This window comes from Aeromonas simiae (genome assembly GCF_000820125.1).
Taxonomy (GTDB): Bacteria; Pseudomonadota; Gammaproteobacteria; order Enterobacterales; family Aeromonadaceae; genus Aeromonas; species Aeromonas simiae.
The window spans coordinates 39,532-55,421 of sequence record NZ_CDBY01000027.1; the positions used below are offsets into that span (position 1 = coordinate 39,532).

Annotated in this window: 15 protein-coding genes and 1 tRNA gene; 13 read left to right on the top strand and 3 right to left on the bottom strand. The window is 53.0% G+C overall.

Annotation, left to right across the window (positions count from 1 at the left end; genetic code table 11):
* Nucleotides 1-3: 3 nt before the first annotated feature.
* The 5 genes from BN1134_RS03855 (at nt 4) to BN1134_RS19580 (ending at nt 7,530) form a co-directional block, all read left to right on the top strand.
* Nucleotides 4-2,592 carry a hypothetical protein gene (locus tag BN1134_RS03855; protein WP_042045350.1) on the top strand — a complete coding sequence of 863 codons (2,589 nt, stop codon included), beginning with the start codon at nt 4-6 and terminating at the stop codon, nt 2,590-2,592.
* Complete coding sequence (locus tag BN1134_RS19575; protein ID WP_156991648.1) at nt 2,585-3,397, top strand: hypothetical protein; 813 nt, start codon at nt 2,585-2,587, stop codon at nt 3,395-3,397. The genes BN1134_RS03855 and BN1134_RS19575 overlap by 8 nt, the downstream gene beginning before the upstream one ends.
* A 138-nt stretch (nt 3,398-3,535) precedes the next feature.
* Nucleotides 3,536-5,875 (top strand): lysozyme family protein, encoded by a 2,340-nt coding sequence (locus BN1134_RS18810; RefSeq protein ID WP_052449413.1) that lies wholly within the window; start codon nt 3,536-3,538, stop codon nt 5,873-5,875.
* Nucleotides 5,863-6,246 (top strand): lysozyme inhibitor LprI family protein, encoded by a 384-nt coding sequence (locus BN1134_RS19120; protein WP_084214701.1) that lies wholly within the window; start codon nt 5,863-5,865, stop codon nt 6,244-6,246. The genes BN1134_RS18810 and BN1134_RS19120 overlap by 13 nt, the downstream gene beginning before the upstream one ends.
* Before the next feature lie 402 nt (nt 6,247-6,648).
* On the top strand, nt 6,649-7,530 hold the full coding sequence (locus tag BN1134_RS19580; RefSeq protein ID WP_156991649.1) for a hypothetical protein: 882 nt from the start codon (nt 6,649-6,651) through the stop codon (nt 7,528-7,530).
* A 315-nt stretch (nt 7,531-7,845) separates the two neighbouring features.
* Here BN1134_RS19580 and BN1134_RS03865 read toward each other — a convergent pair.
* Nucleotides 7,846-7,922 (bottom strand) — tRNA-Arg (locus tag BN1134_RS03865).
* Between the two features lie 51 nt (nt 7,923-7,973).
* The gene (locus tag BN1134_RS03870; protein ID WP_042045351.1) at nt 7,974-9,125 is read right to left on the bottom strand and encodes a flagella assembly protein FlgT; all 1,152 of its coding nucleotides are present in this window, start codon (nt 9,123-9,125) and stop codon (nt 7,974-7,976) included.
* Nucleotides 9,126-9,309: 184 nt separating this feature from the next.
* Here BN1134_RS03870 and BN1134_RS03875 point away from each other — a divergent pair, with 184 nt between their 5' ends.
* A complete protein-coding gene (locus tag BN1134_RS03875) occupies nt 9,310-9,930 on the top strand; it encodes a FlgO family outer membrane protein (RefSeq protein ID WP_042045352.1) in 621 nt (206 codons plus the stop codon).
* A gap of 10 nt (nt 9,931-9,940) precedes the next feature.
* Nucleotides 9,941-10,360 (top strand): LPP20 family lipoprotein, encoded by a 420-nt coding sequence (locus BN1134_RS03880; protein WP_042045353.1) that lies wholly within the window; start codon nt 9,941-9,943, stop codon nt 10,358-10,360.
* A gap of 53 nt (nt 10,361-10,413) precedes the next feature.
* Here the strand turns inward: BN1134_RS03880 and BN1134_RS03885 are convergent, their stop codons facing one another.
* Complete coding sequence (locus BN1134_RS03885; protein WP_042045354.1) at nt 10,414-11,586, bottom strand: chorismate mutase; 1,173 nt, start codon at nt 11,584-11,586, stop codon at nt 10,414-10,416.
* A 347-nt stretch (nt 11,587-11,933) separates the two neighbouring features.
* Between BN1134_RS03885 and BN1134_RS03890 the strand changes: the two genes are divergently transcribed.
* The 6 genes from BN1134_RS03890 to BN1134_RS03910 form a co-directional block, all read left to right on the top strand.
* Entirely contained in the window at nt 11,934-12,527 is a 594-nt protein-coding gene (locus BN1134_RS03890; protein ID WP_042045356.1) for an HAD family hydrolase, read from the top strand.
* Nucleotides 12,528-12,537: 10 nt separating this feature from the next.
* The gene (locus tag BN1134_RS18815) at nt 12,538-13,020 is read left to right on the top strand and encodes an adenine nucleotide alpha-hydrolase family protein (RefSeq protein ID WP_052449414.1); all 483 of its coding nucleotides are present in this window, start codon (nt 12,538-12,540) and stop codon (nt 13,018-13,020) included.
* Nucleotides 13,017-13,382, top strand: coding sequence for an adenine nucleotide alpha-hydrolase family protein (locus tag BN1134_RS18820; RefSeq protein WP_052449415.1), 366 nt, complete (start codon nt 13,017-13,019; stop codon nt 13,380-13,382). Before BN1134_RS18815 ends, BN1134_RS18820 begins: the two co-directional genes overlap by 4 nt.
* 49 nt (nt 13,383-13,431) lie before the next feature.
* The gene (locus tag BN1134_RS03900) at nt 13,432-13,983 is read left to right on the top strand and encodes a DUF3157 family protein (RefSeq protein WP_156991650.1); all 552 of its coding nucleotides are present in this window, start codon (nt 13,432-13,434) and stop codon (nt 13,981-13,983) included.
* Between the two features lie 277 nt (nt 13,984-14,260).
* Nucleotides 14,261-15,202: a YbgA family protein gene (locus tag BN1134_RS03905; protein ID WP_042045358.1), complete on the top strand. Its 942-nt coding sequence runs from the start codon at nt 14,261-14,263 to the stop codon at nt 15,200-15,202.
* Nucleotides 15,199-15,890, top strand: a 692-nt coding sequence (locus BN1134_RS03910) for a MerR family transcriptional regulator (protein ID WP_052449416.1), incomplete at its 3' end; no start/stop codon positions are given. The genes BN1134_RS03905 and BN1134_RS03910, both read left to right, overlap by 4 nt.

The window sequence follows — 15,890 nt, forward strand, 5'->3', positions numbered from 1 at the left end:
CCCATGAAATTCGCATTTCCCATCCTCACTGCGTCAGGAGAAGAGTTCAAGGATGCCAAGGCATTGGCGGCACTTATCGATAGTGAGGACTCAGGTCACTATCTGCTTGGCAACCATAACAAGTGGCACGGCGGCATTCACATCAGCGACAAGAGTGCCCCTTGGTGCAAGGACAAGCATCCGGTGCGGGCCATCGCCGACGGCAAGGTGGTGGCATTTCGTATGCTGGAGGATTACCTCACCTCCACATTTCAGGGGGAGTCATTGCGCTACTCCAACTGTTTTTGCCTGGTGGAGCATGAGTACTGCGAGATCAATCCCGAGACCCAGGCCAAGAATGAGTTCACCTTCTACTCCCTCTACATGCACCTGCTGCCCTGGCGCCACTATCAGAGCGGTGAGACGCTAGTGCTGAAGAAGGGGTGGAATGCACGCAATTCCGTTCCCCATGCGAATCCCGATGCCGAGCAGCGTAGCGCCGATGCCGCCTTGCCCAAGATAACCCTGCCGGCCGGCACCGAGCTGGCGTTGTGCGGTGGGGGGCAGACGAAGAGAGGTTCGGTGGGGGGCAAGGAGTATGAGTTTGTCAGAGTCACCATCAAGAGCGCGCTGCCTGCCGCCTTGCAGCAAAAGGGTGAGCAAGCCGGGGTGGTGATAGGCCAAGGCTGTGAGGTGTGGATTGCCAATAGCCCTGAGGCGGTGGAGTGCATCAAGCCCCAGACGCCGAGCTGGCTCTATGACCAGATCGAGGCAGAATTGACCCAGGACATGATGGGGCGAGCCGATCCCACCATGTCCCCGGCAAGGCAATGGATGGCTGGAAAAAAGTGCGTCTCACTGCCGGCGGGCACCCGGGTGACGTATGATGCCCACCGACTCGAGTTTCACTGGATCGGCAACGAGGCACGCAAGATGGCCAGATGCAGCTATATCACCCCGGCCGGGGATGATGCTCCCTCCCTACGTGGGGTGGCCTGGGTGTGTGTGGAAGATCGCTTCATCAAAGTAGTGGACAAGGCCCCGACCCGGCTGGGGCAGCTCTATGTATTGCCAAAACCGGTGGCGATCAGCGCCGGGGAGACCATAGGTTATCTCGGGCTGGTGGAAACTCCGGGCTCCTTGATGGGTGGCAAGCAGAGCAAGCATCAGGTGCATCTTGAAGTCTTCACGCAAGACCCGCGATTGGACGATGTGCTGGCAAACAAGGCAAAGACGGTGGGCGGGACGCGCTATGCCAAGGTGCCTGCCGATCTTCTCTTGCATGAGAAGCAAACCCAGGACGGAAAAACACAGTGGGTCGCGACGCAGGCGAAGAGCCAGGCCGCACTCGTGGAATCTCCCCAGATAGAGAAAGACAGTGCTCAGCTTGAATGGGTCGGCATTGGGGCGGGGAAATATGTCAAGAAGGCTGAGGTTGAGCTGCTGAGCCAACACGACTGGTTGAAAATTGGTTTTAAGAAAGTCGATGGAAGCGGCTCCGATGGTTATCTCGATCCGGATGCCCCTCCCTCCTTTTTTAATGATCTGGTGAAAAGTTTTGACACGAATAAAGACGGCAAGCTCAGTAGCGCCGAAATTCGTGCCGCGCTGCGCAACCCCAAGCATAAGGAACAGCTGCAAAAGCTGATCGTCAAGCACCCCAGCGAGTGGTATGAGAAGTCATCGTCGACGGCCTACACATGGCTGGATAAATTAAAGGTTGCGCTGGGGTTACCTGAGTTTGATCAATTGGTGGATCATGAAAAACAGCGTGTCGATCAGCTGGAGTGGATGCAGAGTGCTGCCAAGTTAAATATTGATAAGAATGTTTGGTATTTTCACTCGTCAATATTCTTACCGCAGACTGGTAATCAGTGTTTGTGTGGTAGAGATATTGAACTGAAACACCTAGAAATTGCAATTGAAGGGAAAGCCTCCGTGAAAAAATTATTTTCTCGGTCCTCATATGCTGGTATCTCGGGTGTTTCCGCTGATGTCTTTCTCAAAGAGCTTAATTCAGCAATGAAATTCTATGGTGTCTCTACATGTCTTGATAAAATTCATTTTCTGGCTCAATGTCTTGTTGAAACTGACTTTTTTCTAACTACGGAAGAATATAAATATAGAGACGGTAGCATCCCACCGGAGTGGAATAGCTATGGTGGAGGGAGTTTCTATCATGGCCGAGGAATTATACAGATAACGCATAAAAAAAATTACGAAAAATATCTATCTTCAATTAATCTATTGCCTATTGATAATGATAAGGTTGAGATGCTCGCATCTAATATTCATCATGCAGTGTATTCTGCTGTGTGGTATTGGGTTTCAGGCTCTGCATGGGGAGACATAAGGAAATTTACCAAAAGCAACGATTTCTTAAAGGTAACTATTGCTGTCAATGGCGGTTTTAATCATGTAAAAGATCGAAATGAATCACTGCTGAGATTAAGCAAAAGTATAAATTGTAGTAATGTAGACTTCTCTAAACTTAAATTTTCAAAGTTTGATTTTTCTCAAAGTGAAATTAAAGATTCTAAATGGTATAAATTAAATAAAGATGGTTCAATAGTTAGAAAAGCGAAAAAGGCTTTGGAGTCTGTTGATGAATAGGTTATCGATGATTTTTATATGGGTTGTTTTTAGTCTTGTATCTACATGGACATATGCTGTTGAGGGTTGTTCAGATAACTTTATTTATAAAGTTGATACAAATATTGAAAATGGTGAGCCGATTAGTATTCTCTCGATAAAATACAATGAGGAGGCTCAGCTGTCTTTTACAGTTCCATTTACATCTGGAAACAGCTCATGTGAAAGATTAAATGATAATGGACTTATAAAAATATTAGTCACTGCCGATAGACCTAAAATGAGAGAGGTATATTATTTTGATGTTGCTAATAAACTTTATTATATAGGTAGTGCATCTATTTTAACAAGCTCAGGTGAGGAGCGAGTAAGTGGTATCGGCGAAATAAAAAATAATGGTTTTTTTCTCGTTGATTTTGACGGGGTTGCAAGTGAGGATGCCGCAATAATAAGAAAAATAATGAGTATTCCTTCTGAGAAAAAAAATAGTAATATATCTAAGCTATATAATGAAATGCGATATATAGAAATAGATGAGTTATCAGAAAACACAGGAAGCAAAATCTGTGACAGAGACGATCGTGTTTTTTATTATTGCAAGACAAGATCAGGAAAAAATCTGAATTTATGCTACTCTCCATTTTCAGGAGATATAACATATGTTTATGGTAAAAAGGAAAAAGAGTTATCTATTAATAATTTTTCATTGATAGGTGAAACATTTATCTTTAAGAATAAGAATACGAGTTATAATGTATCACCAGATAAAGGAGAGATCTCTGTCATACAGAATGGAAAAATATTGTCTGTTATTCCATGCGTATGAATGTAAAGCTTGTACAGCTCTAGTTATCACCTGACACCGGCCTCAAACTGGTGTCTTATCGCCATTATTCCGAAATGTACATTCTTTCGGAATAAGGAGGAATAGCAACCGTAATCTGGCAAGGTGGTGGCATTTCGTATGCTGGAGGATTACCTCACCTCCACATTTCAGGGGGAGTCATTGCGCTACTCCAACTGTTTTTGCCTAGTGGAGCATGAGTACTGCGAGATCAATCCCGAGACCCAGGCCACGAATGAGTTCACCTTCTACTCCCTCTACATGCACCTGCTGCCCTGGCGCCACTATCAGAGCGGTGAGACGCTAGTGCTGAAGAAGGGGTGGAATGCACGCAATTCCGTTCCCCATGCGAATCCCGATGTTGAGCAGCGTAGCGCCGATGCCGCCTTGCCCAAGATAACCCTGCCGGCCGGCACCGAGCTGGCATTGTGCAGTGGGGGGCAGACGAAGAGAGGTTCGGTGGGGGGCAAGGAGTATGACTTTGTCAGAGTCACCATCAAGAGCGCGCTGCCTGCCGCCTTGCAGCAAAAGGGTGAGCAAGCCGGGGTGGTGATAGGCCAAGGCTGTGAGGTGTGGATTGCCAATAGCCCTGAGGCGGTGGAGTGCATCAAGCCCCAGAAACCGAGCTGGCTCTATGACCAGATCGAGGCAGAGTTGACCCAGGACATGATGGGGCGAGCCGATCCTACCATGTCCCCGGCAAGGCAATGGATGGCTGGAAAAAAGTGCGTCTCACTGCCGGCGGGCACCCGGGTGACGTATGATGCCCACCGACTCGAGTTTCACTGGATCGGCAACGAGGCACGCAAGATGGCCAGATGCAGCTATATCACCCCGGCCGGGGATGATGCTCCCTCCCTACGTGGGGTGGCCTGGGTGTGTGTGGAAGATCGCTTCATCAAAGTAGTGGACAAGGCCCCGACCCAACTGGGGCAGCTCTATGTATTGCCAAAACCCGTGGCGATCAGCGCCGGGGAGACCATAGGTTATCTCGGGCTGGTGGAAACTCCGGGCTCCTTGATGGGGGGCAAGCAGAGCAAGCATCAGGTGCATCTTGAAGTCTTCACGCAAGACCCGCGATTGGACGATGTGCTGGCAAACAAGGCAAAGACGGTGGGCGGGACGCGCTATGCCAAGGTGCCTGCCGATCTTCTCTTGCATGAGAAGCAAACCCAGGACGGAAAAACACAGTGGGTCGCGACACAGGCGAAGAGCCAGACCGCACTCGTGGAATCTCCCCAGATAGAGAAAGACAGTGCTCAGCTTGAATGGGTCGGCATTGGGGCGGGGAAATATGTCAAGAAGGCTGAGGTCGAGCTGCTGAGCCAGCACGACTGGTTGAAAATTGGTTTTAAGAAAGTCGATGGAAGCGGCTCCGATGGTTATCTCGATCCGGATGCCCCTCCCTCCTTTTTTAATGATCTGGTGAACAGTTTTGACACGAATAAAGACGGCAAGCTCAGTAGCGCCGAAATTCGTGCCGCGCTGCGCAACCCCAAGCATAAGGAACAGCTGCAAAAGCTGATCGTCAAGCACCCCAGCGAGTGGTATGAGAAGTCATCGTCGACGGCCTACACATGGCTGGATAAATTAAAGGTTGCGCTGGGGTTACCTGAGTTTGATCAATTAGTGGATCATGAAAAACAGCGTATCGATAAGCTGGAGTGGATGCAGAGTGCCACCAAGTTAAATCTGATGAGTACTGTCTGTAATTTTTATCCTGGGTGGTTTTTTGAATTGGCAATACCTTCAGTGTCCGATGATGAAATGGATTTGAGATGGCTTACTGTTCCTAAAGGGCAGCTAACATTTGATGCTGAAGGGAATGACGTCGATACAAGTATATATTTTTCACGGATCCCTCATATACCTATGTACAAAGATGGTAGCGTCATTGGTCAGTCAGGGATTACTTATGGACGGGGTTTGGATGTAGGTCAGCAAACAGAGGGCTTTATTTCTAGTTTGTTAACATCGGTAGGTGAACAGGCTATGCCATTATCAGATAATATGTCGTTGTGGCTTATTGGTGCTGCAGGTAAAAAACGAAATCTAGCTAAAGAACATCTTAAGCTAGTAAATGAACATGTTCCAGAGAAGGAGCAAGTTTTAACTAGAAAACAACAGCATTTTTTATTTTTGTCTATATATTCCAACCGTGAAAGTACAACAAAGCGTACGATGGAGGGGGCTCGAGGATCTCGTGAAATCCTTGCCCCGATAGGTAAAATTGTATGGGAGAAACTACCTATTAACGTACAAGAGGTTTTGGTAGATTTAACATTTCGAGGAGATAATCACTCTAAGTCAAGGGATTATATAATCCCATCATTAGTTGATTGTTTAGAGTCTAATGACTATTCCGCATTTAAGAATTTAATGAAGAATAGAAAAGTTTGGATCGACATATTTAATGTTCCTAGAGAGAGATTTAATGCGAGGGCGTCATGGATAAAATAATTGTTTTATTATCAGTAATAGTTTCTTTTTCTGTATTTTCTGAGGAGTGTTCAGATAGAAATACAGAAGGGGAAATGTATGAATGTATTTCCAATGTTTATAAGCGCTCAGATCGTGAATTGAATAACATTTATAATAAGAAGATGAAAGAATTAGATTTGATTGATATTCATGGTGAGGGGGCAGATGTTAAACCTATATCATTTTACCTTAAAAAAAATCAGCAGGCATGGATTAAAATGAGAGATACTGGTTGTGATTTAGAAACATATGAATCAATGACAGGGACTGGCTATGGAACTATATATAAAAGCTGTCTGATAGAAAAAACAAATGAAAGAATTAGTTTTTTAAAATTATTATTTCCATGAGTTTATTTTTGTGGGTGATATATTATGTTATATATAGCCACCATTTAATATCAGTAATATAGATTTTTTAGGTATATTTTTAGCCTGGCACCGGCCTCAAACCGGTGTCTTATTGACGTTATTCAATAATATGTAATTCATTTGTGCGTGGGAATAGCTGTAGTTGTATTTTTCTTGAGTTTTTCACCTCAAAGTGGTTGATGGGGGGCGATTACGCTGTTGGTGATAAATGCAAGAATTTCCTGTCTATATATCACGAATGAGAACATCTATATATGTTCTATTCTATATCGCATAAAGTCCATTGCGACAGTACTATCTGAAGAGTTGAAGTAGATGACTTCCCCTGGCAGAGATATATTGATGATATAGCACACTAGTTTTAATAGGTTGTTAAAAATAATGATGAGATTTTTGCTTTTATCTGTTTTATTTTTTCCGTGTTTATCTTACTCGGATGAATACCATTTCAAAAAAATAACAGAGCATAATTCAAATGAAGCCAATTCATTGGCAGCTACGAATGAAAGTAAGCTGAGTGCACTGAAAGAGGCTCAGATTAATAATAAGATATATTTAGCTGGTAATAAACTCACCATTCCTGACGTATGCGTTGTTAGCATACGTTCCGACTTGCCAATTAAAAGAAAGGCTGATGATATAGCTAGTATTGAGTACGTCAAAAAAAATACTGGTGATAATGGTGAATATCTGAATGTAAAAAATGATGAGGTAGACTTCATTGTTAGAGCTGGCAATGTTGAGCGTAAAAATAAGGAATGTGAACCGCTATATCATTTTGCCATAAAAATAGGTGGTGATTTGGTTTTTGATAATAATGGGTGGGGGGTGGTATACACATCAAAAATAGATATGGTAGATTCTAAAATAAAAAGTAATCTTAAATATAATATAGGTAAGATAGAGTGCTATATTGCAGATGACGATAATGTAGATTATGAAAGGCATGACAACTGTATCTATAATGGTGACTTGAAATCTGCTTATAGAGAGTTTTATTTTAATAAAAGAAATGAGGACGGGTGGCGAACTTTATTGCCAACGTATGAAAATATTTTATCACTATTTGAAAGTAAAAAAGAAAAAATTTTAACTTCTAAAGGTAACACTAGTGAAAATTCTAGTGAAATATATTTAAGTTATGATCTCTCAGTGGATAATTCAATGAAATTAATTAGTTCAATGGCTGGTGGAGAAACTCAGGTTGTATTCAGTGGAGATAAAGATGTTGTTACATTAAAAATATCTTATTATGCTGATTAATTACAATTATTATATACGTATTAATTATTTGGTTATATTTTGGCATATCCCCAAACTGGAATTATATGGATATGATCTGAGAGTGTGCCCACCTTGGGTATATGGGGTTGGCTGTACAGATCTAGTCATCACCTGACACCGGCTTAAAGCCGGTGTTTTTTATACCACCTTAGCGTGAATCCTCCTAGCATCACAGACTTCTGCGCTTTTTCCCTAGAAGTGAACTCAGAACAGCTAGGGGACATTTTCTGATGGAATCACAATGCTAAAGCACAAAGGGCCGACACCATGATGGTGCCGGCCCTTTGCTGTAGATGGCGCTCCCGACAGGAGTCGAACCTGTGGCCTGCCCCTTAGGAGGGGGCCGCTCTATCCTACTGAGCTACGGGAGCGGTGCACGGCTGCATTATACAAGATGGAGCACGCATTTAAAGGCTTGATTTCTATTCCAATATGGCCAGATCGCCGATCTGTACGTTAAATGGCTCATAACGGTTCTGGCTGCTCAGGATGGCGCCATCATCAAACACCTGTACCACGTCGAACAGGCCGGCGGCCGGGTTACGCAGTGCTCGTGCATCCCCATTGCTGTCGACGAAATCGGCGCGATGCTGGATGCGGAATTGATCCCCCAGCTTGATGCCGTTACGGCGCCCCAGATTGATATGGGGGCCACGCTCGTTGCTGGCCACCACCCTGGCCGTGACCTGCACACAGGCCAGTTCACCGGTCAGATCTTGCGCCGCGCGGCCGAGCAGATGATCGACCTCCTGGCCGTAACCCGACGTCCAGAAACGGCTGTCTGTCGTGCCGACCCGCTCCTGCTTGCCAAATGACCAGAGGGCCGCCCCCTGATACTCCTTGCGGCTGATCAGGGTGCCGTTGATGCCATCAAACAGGTAGAGCTGCATGCGAAAGTGGCGCAGAGGGTCCTCATACCAGGAGGTGAAGCGGTTGCCCTGGGGCTCGACCGAGATGTCATCGATGCTGCCGAGCACCAGATACTGGCTGTCGGTGCGCAGGCTCAGCGCCTTGAGCTCCTCCCCATCGCGGCCATCGCCCTGACGCAGATAGAGGGGGTCGAGCCGCAGATTCTCATCGAGCCAGCGCCGGGCCACCACCGCCTGGCTGTTACCGGCCAGCTTCTCAAACAGGCGGCGTGACAGGGTCGGGGAGAGATCATCAAGGGCGCCATAGCTGGCTTGATCGGGGTAGCGCAGGTGCAGCCGCACCAGCGTCAGATCCTTGGCATAGCGCTGGGTCGGGCAGAGCTGCTGCTCGGCTCGGATATCGGCCCGCAGGGTGATGAAGAGGCGGTTGTCGCGCACCTCTTCGCGCAGCAGCCGGTATTGACGAATTTCGCCGCCGGAGCGGATCTGGAAGCGATCTTGGGTGATGCTGCCATTTTCCAGCCGTTGCAGGCTCGACACCGAGGCGCCGCTGTCGAGCAGGGCTTGGCGCAGGGCATCGCGGATCGCCTGTTCGCGGGCATAAGCCTCATCGCCGTTGAGGATGGCGGCGCTGCCCCTGGCCTGGATCCAGGCGGCTTGGGCCGGCAGGGCGAGCAGCAGGGCGAGCAGCAGTGGCAGTTTCATGATGATGACCTTGCTTGATAGTCCGGGTGGCGGGATCTTGACGCAATGGCTGCGTGGCGATCTCCTTGGCTCGATTGTGCAGAAAGAAAGCAAGAGTCATGCCTGTTTCTAAAATTGCGCTTCCCCCTTCAGGAATCGGCACGCCGCCCGATAACCAGACAAGCGTTCCTGAGGATGGATGTTCATGAAACCTGTGATGCTAGCGTTGGCTTTGGCCCTCTTCTTATCCGGCTGTGCGTCGGAGCCCATCGATCGCAAGCAGGGCGATCCACGGCAGGCGGCTCCTGGCATGGAGCTCAACTGGCTGGCGGCGCGCATGACCGAGCAGATGATGGAAAAACGCTCGCCGAGCACCCTGAGCGAGCCGATTGCGGTTGCCTCGTTTGTCGATCTCGACACCCTGCAAGACACCAACTGGACGGGGCTACAACTGCAAGAGAGCTTCATCTACGAGCTCAATCGCCGTGGCCAGGTGGTGGTGGACTTCAAGCTCACCGGCGCCATCAAGGTGACCCCGCAGGGGGATTTCGTGCTTAGCCGCAACTATAAAGATTTGGCCACCCGTCTGCCGATCTCCCGCATCCTGGTGGGGACCTTCAGTCGCAACAAGGCCGGGGTACTGGTCAATGCCCGCATCATGGATCTGCGCACCAAGATGGTCGAGACCACGGCCCAGGTGTTGGTGCCCCAGCAATACCTGAGCGGCGCCAGCAACTCGTTTGGCCGGGCGTCGCCCAATCGCGGCTACATCTATCGCAGTGCCATCGTCGGCCCGAGCGGCCGGCTGGTGAATCCGGCCTATTGAGGAAGATGAGATGAAAGCGATCTTGAGCCTGCTGCTGCTGACCCTGCTGGCCGGTTGCAGCAACAACCGGGTGACCAACTTCACCAACCAAGAGCCGGATGATTTTCCTGTGCTGCGGGCGGTGGGTTACGCGGTGATCAACATCCAGCCGGGGCCGAGTCAGGATGAGAAGATGCTACAAGCGATCCGCGCCTCCAAGATGGATGCCTATCGCGAGCTGGCGGAATCCCTCAATGGGCAGCAAGTGACCGCCCACTCCCGTTACAAGGACCTGACCCAGGTTTCCAACGCGCTCGATGTGTCGGTCGAGGGGATAGTGCGCGGGGCCAGGGTGGTGCGCAGTTACCCCAATGGCAACACCTATGCCACCGAGATGGAACTCGATACCCGCGATCTCTACAACATCAACCAGATGGCCTACGGCTACTGATAGACAGACATGAAAAAGGCGGGGTTTCCCCGCCTTTTTTATTGCCGGTTTGCTCAGCTGCCGAGCAGCACCGGCGGGATGTCGGTCGGCTTGACGTCTTCGCTCGGGTAGCAGCCAAGCACCTTGATGTAGCGGGTGATCTTGGTCAGCTCCACCAAGGCGTCCTGCATGTCGGAGCTTTGCAGGTTGGCCGAGACATCCAGATAGAACATCTCTTCCCACGGGTTGCCCTGCACCGGACGCGACTCGAGCTTGGTCATGTTGATGTGGTGGTTGCGCAGCACCAGCAGTGCTTCGACCAGGGAGCCCGCCTGCTGGGAGGTGGACATGATCAGCGTGGTCTTGGCCGGGATCTGCGGCGCCACCTCGATGGGCTTGCGCGCCACCACGATGAAGCGGCTGTAGTTCTCTTTCTGGTTGGCGAGGTGAGTGGCCACTACCTGCAAACCGTAGAGCTCGCCGCCGGCCGCGCTGCCGATGGCGGCCACATCCGGGCTGGCCAGTTCGCGTGCCTTCATCATGGCGCTGGAGGAGGAGTCGCAGATCTCGTGGCGCACCCCCTCCAGCTTGCCGAGGTAATGGGAGCACTGCTGGAACACTTGCGGATGAGCGTAGAAGGTCTTGATCTGAGCCAGCTCGGTCGGCACGGCGCTGAGGATGCAGTGCTCGATGGGGTAGGTGAGCTCGCCGACGATGGAGAGGCTGGTGTGCTGCATCACGTCATAGACTTCGTTGATGGAGCCCGAACTGGTGTTTTCGATGGGCAGCACCCCGTAGGCGGCGCGGCCCGACTCGACGGCGTCGAGCACCTCGCGAAAGTTGTGGCAGTTAACCTCAATGACCTGATCCTTGTAGCGCGCCAGGTATTTACGGGCGGCCAGGCTTGAGTAAGAGCCGCGCGGGCCCAGGTAGGCGACGCTGGTCATCGGCTCCTGCTGGCTCGGGTTGAGCAGCCCTTGCAGGTAGGCCTGCTGGGAGAGCACCGAATCTTCGATGATGGTGTGGTAGATGCGGGTGACATAGTGGGCATCGAGCCCGAGTGGGCGTCCTTTTTGGATCAGCGCCACCAGCAACTCCTGCTCGCGCTGCTGATCACGAATGGGACGTGAATTGACCTGCTTGGCCTTGGCAACTTCGATACTGAGGGTCTTGCGGCGGGCCAGTAATCCCAGCAGTTCCTCATCCAGCTGAGTGATCTCTTCTCTTATATGCTCGAGCATTACCATTGCTTGTTCCCTGTCTTATGCCGGCCGCCGGCCGGTCGTGCTGCTTCATTACGGTCATAAAAATAGAGCCTCCGCAGGGGGAGGCTCGATTCGTCTTTGGTCTCGGTGCAAGAACGATACGCAGCCACCCTCACTGGGGCCGGGTAAAGGGGAAGAAACCAAAGAGGAATACGTTATTCATGAGTCACTCCAGATAGATGGAACGCTTAGCATTACGGAATTTAGCGCAGGGTTGCAAGTAAAAAGTAGGTTCAAGCTCATTCGGATCAAAGAAAGGGGAGGTATGGCTGGCTGGCGTGTACGATTCGTCGCATGATGGATGCCTGCATCCACGATGGGGGAAGAGTATGGCGCTGATTTTCGATCTGGGGCGCGTCATCGTCAGTTGGGATCCGGTGAGCATAGTGAGCCGGGTGCGTGGACCCCAGGGGGCCGAGGAGCTGGCGCGGCGCTTGTTTGATCATCCAGATTGGCTGGACGTGGATCGCGGCACTCTCTCACTGCACACCATGGCGCAGCGCGCCGAGGCGCGAACCCGCCTCAGTGCGGCAGATAACCTGGCCATTCTCAATGCGGTGCCCCCATCGTTAGTCCCCGATCCGGCCATGGTTGCCCTGCTCGGCGAGTTGCACGCCAGGGGTGAGCGGCTGATTGCCCTCTCCAACATGGGGCATGCCAGCATCGATTATCTGGAGCAACATGGCAACTTCTGGCATTTTTTCAGTGGCAAGGTGGTGTCGGCGCGGGTGCGCATGATGAAGCCAGAGCCCGATATCTACCGCTATCTGCTGGTGGCGCACGATCTCCAGGCCGGGGAGTGCACCTTCATCGATGACAGCCCCGCTAATGTGGCGGCTGCCGAGCGGATCGGGATGCGGGGTATCCTCTTCGAAAGTGAAGTTCAATGCCGGCAGGCCCTGAAAGAGGCGGGACTGCTGTGAGGAACAAGGAATGAGCAACAATATTATTCCGCTGCATCAGGGGCGCGATCACGCCACCCGGGAGCGTGAGAAACAACTGCTGGCGGTGATGCGGGAGCGGGGCCCCCTGCTGGTCTCTTTTTCCGGGCGTATGGAGTCTTGTTATACGGTGGAGCTGTGCCGCCAGGCCGGTGTCACCATTCAGGCCATCACGGTCGATAACCCGACCTTGCCGCGGCGGGATGTCTCCAGAGCCAAGCGTTACTGCGCCCATTACGGCATCCCACATCTGGTCGTGCAATCGGATGAGGTGCTCTACTTCTCGACCCATGGCCGTGAAAAGCACGATCCCCTCAATCCCATCGAAAAGGTGCTGCAGATCCGCAGTGAGCACCCGGAGTGGTCAAAATGGCCCCTATTGGTGCCCGGCTCCATCGATGATCTGGCCCTCTACCGGCACTTCTTTGGCGAGCCCCCCTCGACTCGTGGTGGTTGTTTGCCAAGGCCGGGATGACCACGCGCGATTTTTGTTATGGCTTTCATCAGCACCGGCTCGGCGTCTGGGGCAGCAATGAGCCGGACTGCCTGAGCCTGCGCTTCTCCAGTGATGAAGAGATCGATGGGGATCGGCTGCGCATGGTCGATTTGGCCGAGCAGATGCTCAAAGATCTCGGCATGCCCGATGCCAGGGTCTTCTTTCACACCCTCGCCGATCGCCAGACCCTGCTGTGTCGGGTGCGCCTGCCCGATAGCGAAAGGGCCATGGCGTTTGACCGCCAGCATGAGTTGATGTCGGCATTGCAGATGTGTGGCTTTGATTTGGTCACCCTGGATCTGCACCGCATCGATGACAGCCCCGAATTGGGCGTGCTGTGAAGGGCTCCCCTGTTATACTGCGCGCCCGCTTTGTGGAGAGGTGAAGACGATGTACATCCTACCTTTATTGCTGCTGGTGCCGATGCTGACGCTGGCCGCTCCGTTGACCCAGGTGACCCTGCCCGATGGCACCCAGGTGCAGCTTAACGACGATCACACCTGGGAATATCTGGTGGTCAAGCCGGCTGAGCCGGTTGCTCAGCCCTCTGCGACCGGGAGCCCATCGGTTGCTGCTGCGCCTGTGTTGACCGAGCAAGCGAAGGCGCATCCCGAGCTGCTGGGGCAGGCGACCCGCGACGGTATCCGCCTCGCGCTGGACAAGGTGACCGGGAGTGACACGCTGGCGCTCTCTTTTACCGCGACCAATCTGGGTGATCGCAGCGCCATTCAGGTCAGTGGTTGGATCACCTTGTTCAGCCAGGATGGCCGCCAGTGGGCGCGTGAGCCGGCGCGTTTTTGGATTGCAGAGACGCGCATGCCTGAGACCTACCTGCGCAAAGGGGAGTCCCGTGCGACCCGCCTTGTCGAGCTGGCTCGCCCGGCCGGCCTGACCGGCACTCCGCTGGTACGAGTAGAGATCGGTGAGGTGGTGTTCCGCTAATCGGTGTTGCCCTTTAATCTGGTGGGGCGCAGCATCACGGCGTTCGACGCGGCGGCCCCCCCGTGGCCTTAGTTGAGCGAGAGCGTCGGCTGCACCTGTCGCCACAGGGGTTATCACCGGATCGGGCGTGATGTCGCGTACCGGATTAAGGCTCACTGTCTGCATCTAGCCCATGGCCCAGCCATGGGCTTTTTTGTTTGCCGCAGGAAAAGTTGTACAGCTTTCATTTTCTTGTACAAGTGCTATAACAATTATCAGTTGTACAAGGAGGATGGCTATGTACAAGATTAAGGTCGGGATCAGCGCCTGCCTGCTGGGCGCACCGGTTCGCTATGACGGTGGCCACAAGCGCTCGGTATTTTGCGAGCGGGAGCTGGCCGAGCACTTCGACTTCCACCCGGTCTGCCCCGAGATGGCGATCGGGCTGGGGGCGCCGCGCCCCACCATTCGGTTGGTCAGGCGCGATGGTCAGTTGCGCGCCGAGGCAAGCAACGGCGCCTTTGATGTGACCGATCAGCTCATCGCCTTTAGCGAGCAGAAGGTGCGCGAGCTTCACTTCATCTCGGGCTACATCCTCTGCGCCAAATCGCCGAGCTGCGGCATGGAGCGGGTCAAGGTCTATGGTGGCGCGCAAGGGGCGGCCAAGGAGGGGGTGGGGTTCTATGCCCGCGCCCTGATGGAGGCCCACCCCCTGCTGCCGGTGGAGGAGGAGGGGCGCCTCAATGACCCCATACTGCGCGAGAACTTCGTGCTGCGGGTGTTTGCCTACCACGACTGGCAGCAGTTAATGGGGGGCGGGCTCAGCGCGGCGCGCCTCATCGCCTTCCACTCCCGCTACAAATACCTAGTGCTCTCCCACGATCCCGAGGCCTACCGCGCCCTCGGGCGGCTGCTCGGCAGCCTCAAGGAGCGCGCCTTGGCAACGGTGGCCGATGAGTACATCCAGGGCCTGATGGCGGCGCTCACCCGGCGCGCCAATCGCAAGGGGCACAGCAATGTGCTGCAGCACCTGCAGGGCTACTTCAAGCGCAGGCTCACGGTGGGGCAACGGCAGGAGCTGGCCGAGACCATCCACAAGTATCGGGTCGGCCTGCTGCCGCTGCTGGTGCCGCTCACCCTCATTCGCCACTACCTGCGCGAACACCCCAACCCCTATCTGGAGCAGCAGGTCTATCTGAACCCGCACCCGGAGACCCTGAAATTGAGGTACAGCCTGTGAGCGAGCCCCTTCTCTATCCCATCCGCGAAGTGGCCCGCCTGACCGGGGTCAACCCGGTCACCCTGCGTGCCTGGCAGCGCCGCTATGGCCTGGTGGAGCCGGCCCGCACCGACAAGGGGCACCGCCTCTATAGCGAGCAGGACATCGCCCTCATTCGCCGTATCTTGGCCTGGCTGGAGCTGGGGGTCAGCATCGGCCAGGTGCGCTCCCTGCTCGAGCAGGAGACGCCGCCCGATGCGTTGGCGGGGGATCACTGGCAGGCTCGGGTGGAGGCGCTCGATGCGGCCCTGCTGGCGCTCAACCAGCGCCGTCTCGAGTCCCTGCTCGGCGAGCTGACCGCCAGCTACCCCTTACCCCTGCTGCGCCGTCAGGTGCTGGGCCCCTGGCTGGCGCGGCTGGCACAGCATCAGGCGCGACCCGACGGGGCCGCCCTGCACGCCTTCGCCCTGCATTTTCTCGAGATCTATTTTGCCCGCCGCTTGATTGCCCAGGACAAGGGATTGCCGCTCACCCTGGCCGGAGCCGGCCGCCTGCCGCCCCTCGAGTTGGCGCTCGCGGCCATGGCGGCCCGCGAGGCAGGCTTTAGCGTGACCGTGCTGCCACAGCTTTCGGTGCGCGAGGCGCGCCTGCTGGCGCCACGTCTGAGCGGCCCGTTGCTGGTGCTGGTGGGGGCGGGGCTGAGCGGGGA

Excerpts from the sequence above, each read along its gene's own strand:
- BN1134_RS03855 (WP_042045350.1), top strand. The coding sequence starts at position 4 with ATGAAATTCGCATTTCCCATCCTCACTGCGTCAGGAGAAGAGTTCAAG.
- BN1134_RS19575 (WP_156991648.1), top strand. The coding sequence starts at position 2,585 with ATGAATAGGTTATCGATGATTTTTATATGGGTTGTTTTTAGTCTTGTA.
- BN1134_RS18810 (WP_052449413.1), top strand. The coding sequence starts at position 3,536 with ATGCTGGAGGATTACCTCACCTCCACATTTCAGGGGGAGTCATTGCGC.
- BN1134_RS19120 (WP_084214701.1), top strand. The coding sequence starts at position 5,863 with ATGGATAAAATAATTGTTTTATTATCAGTAATAGTTTCTTTTTCTGTA.
- BN1134_RS19580 (WP_156991649.1), top strand. The coding sequence starts at position 6,649 with ATGATGAGATTTTTGCTTTTATCTGTTTTATTTTTTCCGTGTTTATCT.
- BN1134_RS03870 (WP_042045351.1), bottom strand. The coding sequence starts at position 9,125 with ATGAAACTGCCACTGCTGCTCGCCCTGCTGCTCGCCCTGCCGGCCCAA.
- BN1134_RS03875 (WP_042045352.1), top strand. The coding sequence starts at position 9,310 with ATGAAACCTGTGATGCTAGCGTTGGCTTTGGCCCTCTTCTTATCCGGC.
- BN1134_RS03880 (WP_042045353.1), top strand. The coding sequence starts at position 9,941 with ATGAAAGCGATCTTGAGCCTGCTGCTGCTGACCCTGCTGGCCGGTTGC.
- BN1134_RS03885 (WP_042045354.1), bottom strand. The coding sequence starts at position 11,586 with ATGGTAATGCTCGAGCATATAAGAGAAGAGATCACTCAGCTGGATGAG.
- BN1134_RS03890 (WP_042045356.1), top strand. The coding sequence starts at position 11,934 with ATGGCGCTGATTTTCGATCTGGGGCGCGTCATCGTCAGTTGGGATCCG.
- BN1134_RS18815 (WP_052449414.1), top strand. The coding sequence starts at position 12,538 with ATGAGCAACAATATTATTCCGCTGCATCAGGGGCGCGATCACGCCACC.
- BN1134_RS18820 (WP_052449415.1), top strand. The coding sequence starts at position 13,017 with ATGACCACGCGCGATTTTTGTTATGGCTTTCATCAGCACCGGCTCGGC.
- BN1134_RS03900 (WP_156991650.1), top strand. The coding sequence starts at position 13,432 with ATGTACATCCTACCTTTATTGCTGCTGGTGCCGATGCTGACGCTGGCC.
- BN1134_RS03905 (WP_042045358.1), top strand. The coding sequence starts at position 14,261 with ATGTACAAGATTAAGGTCGGGATCAGCGCCTGCCTGCTGGGCGCACCG.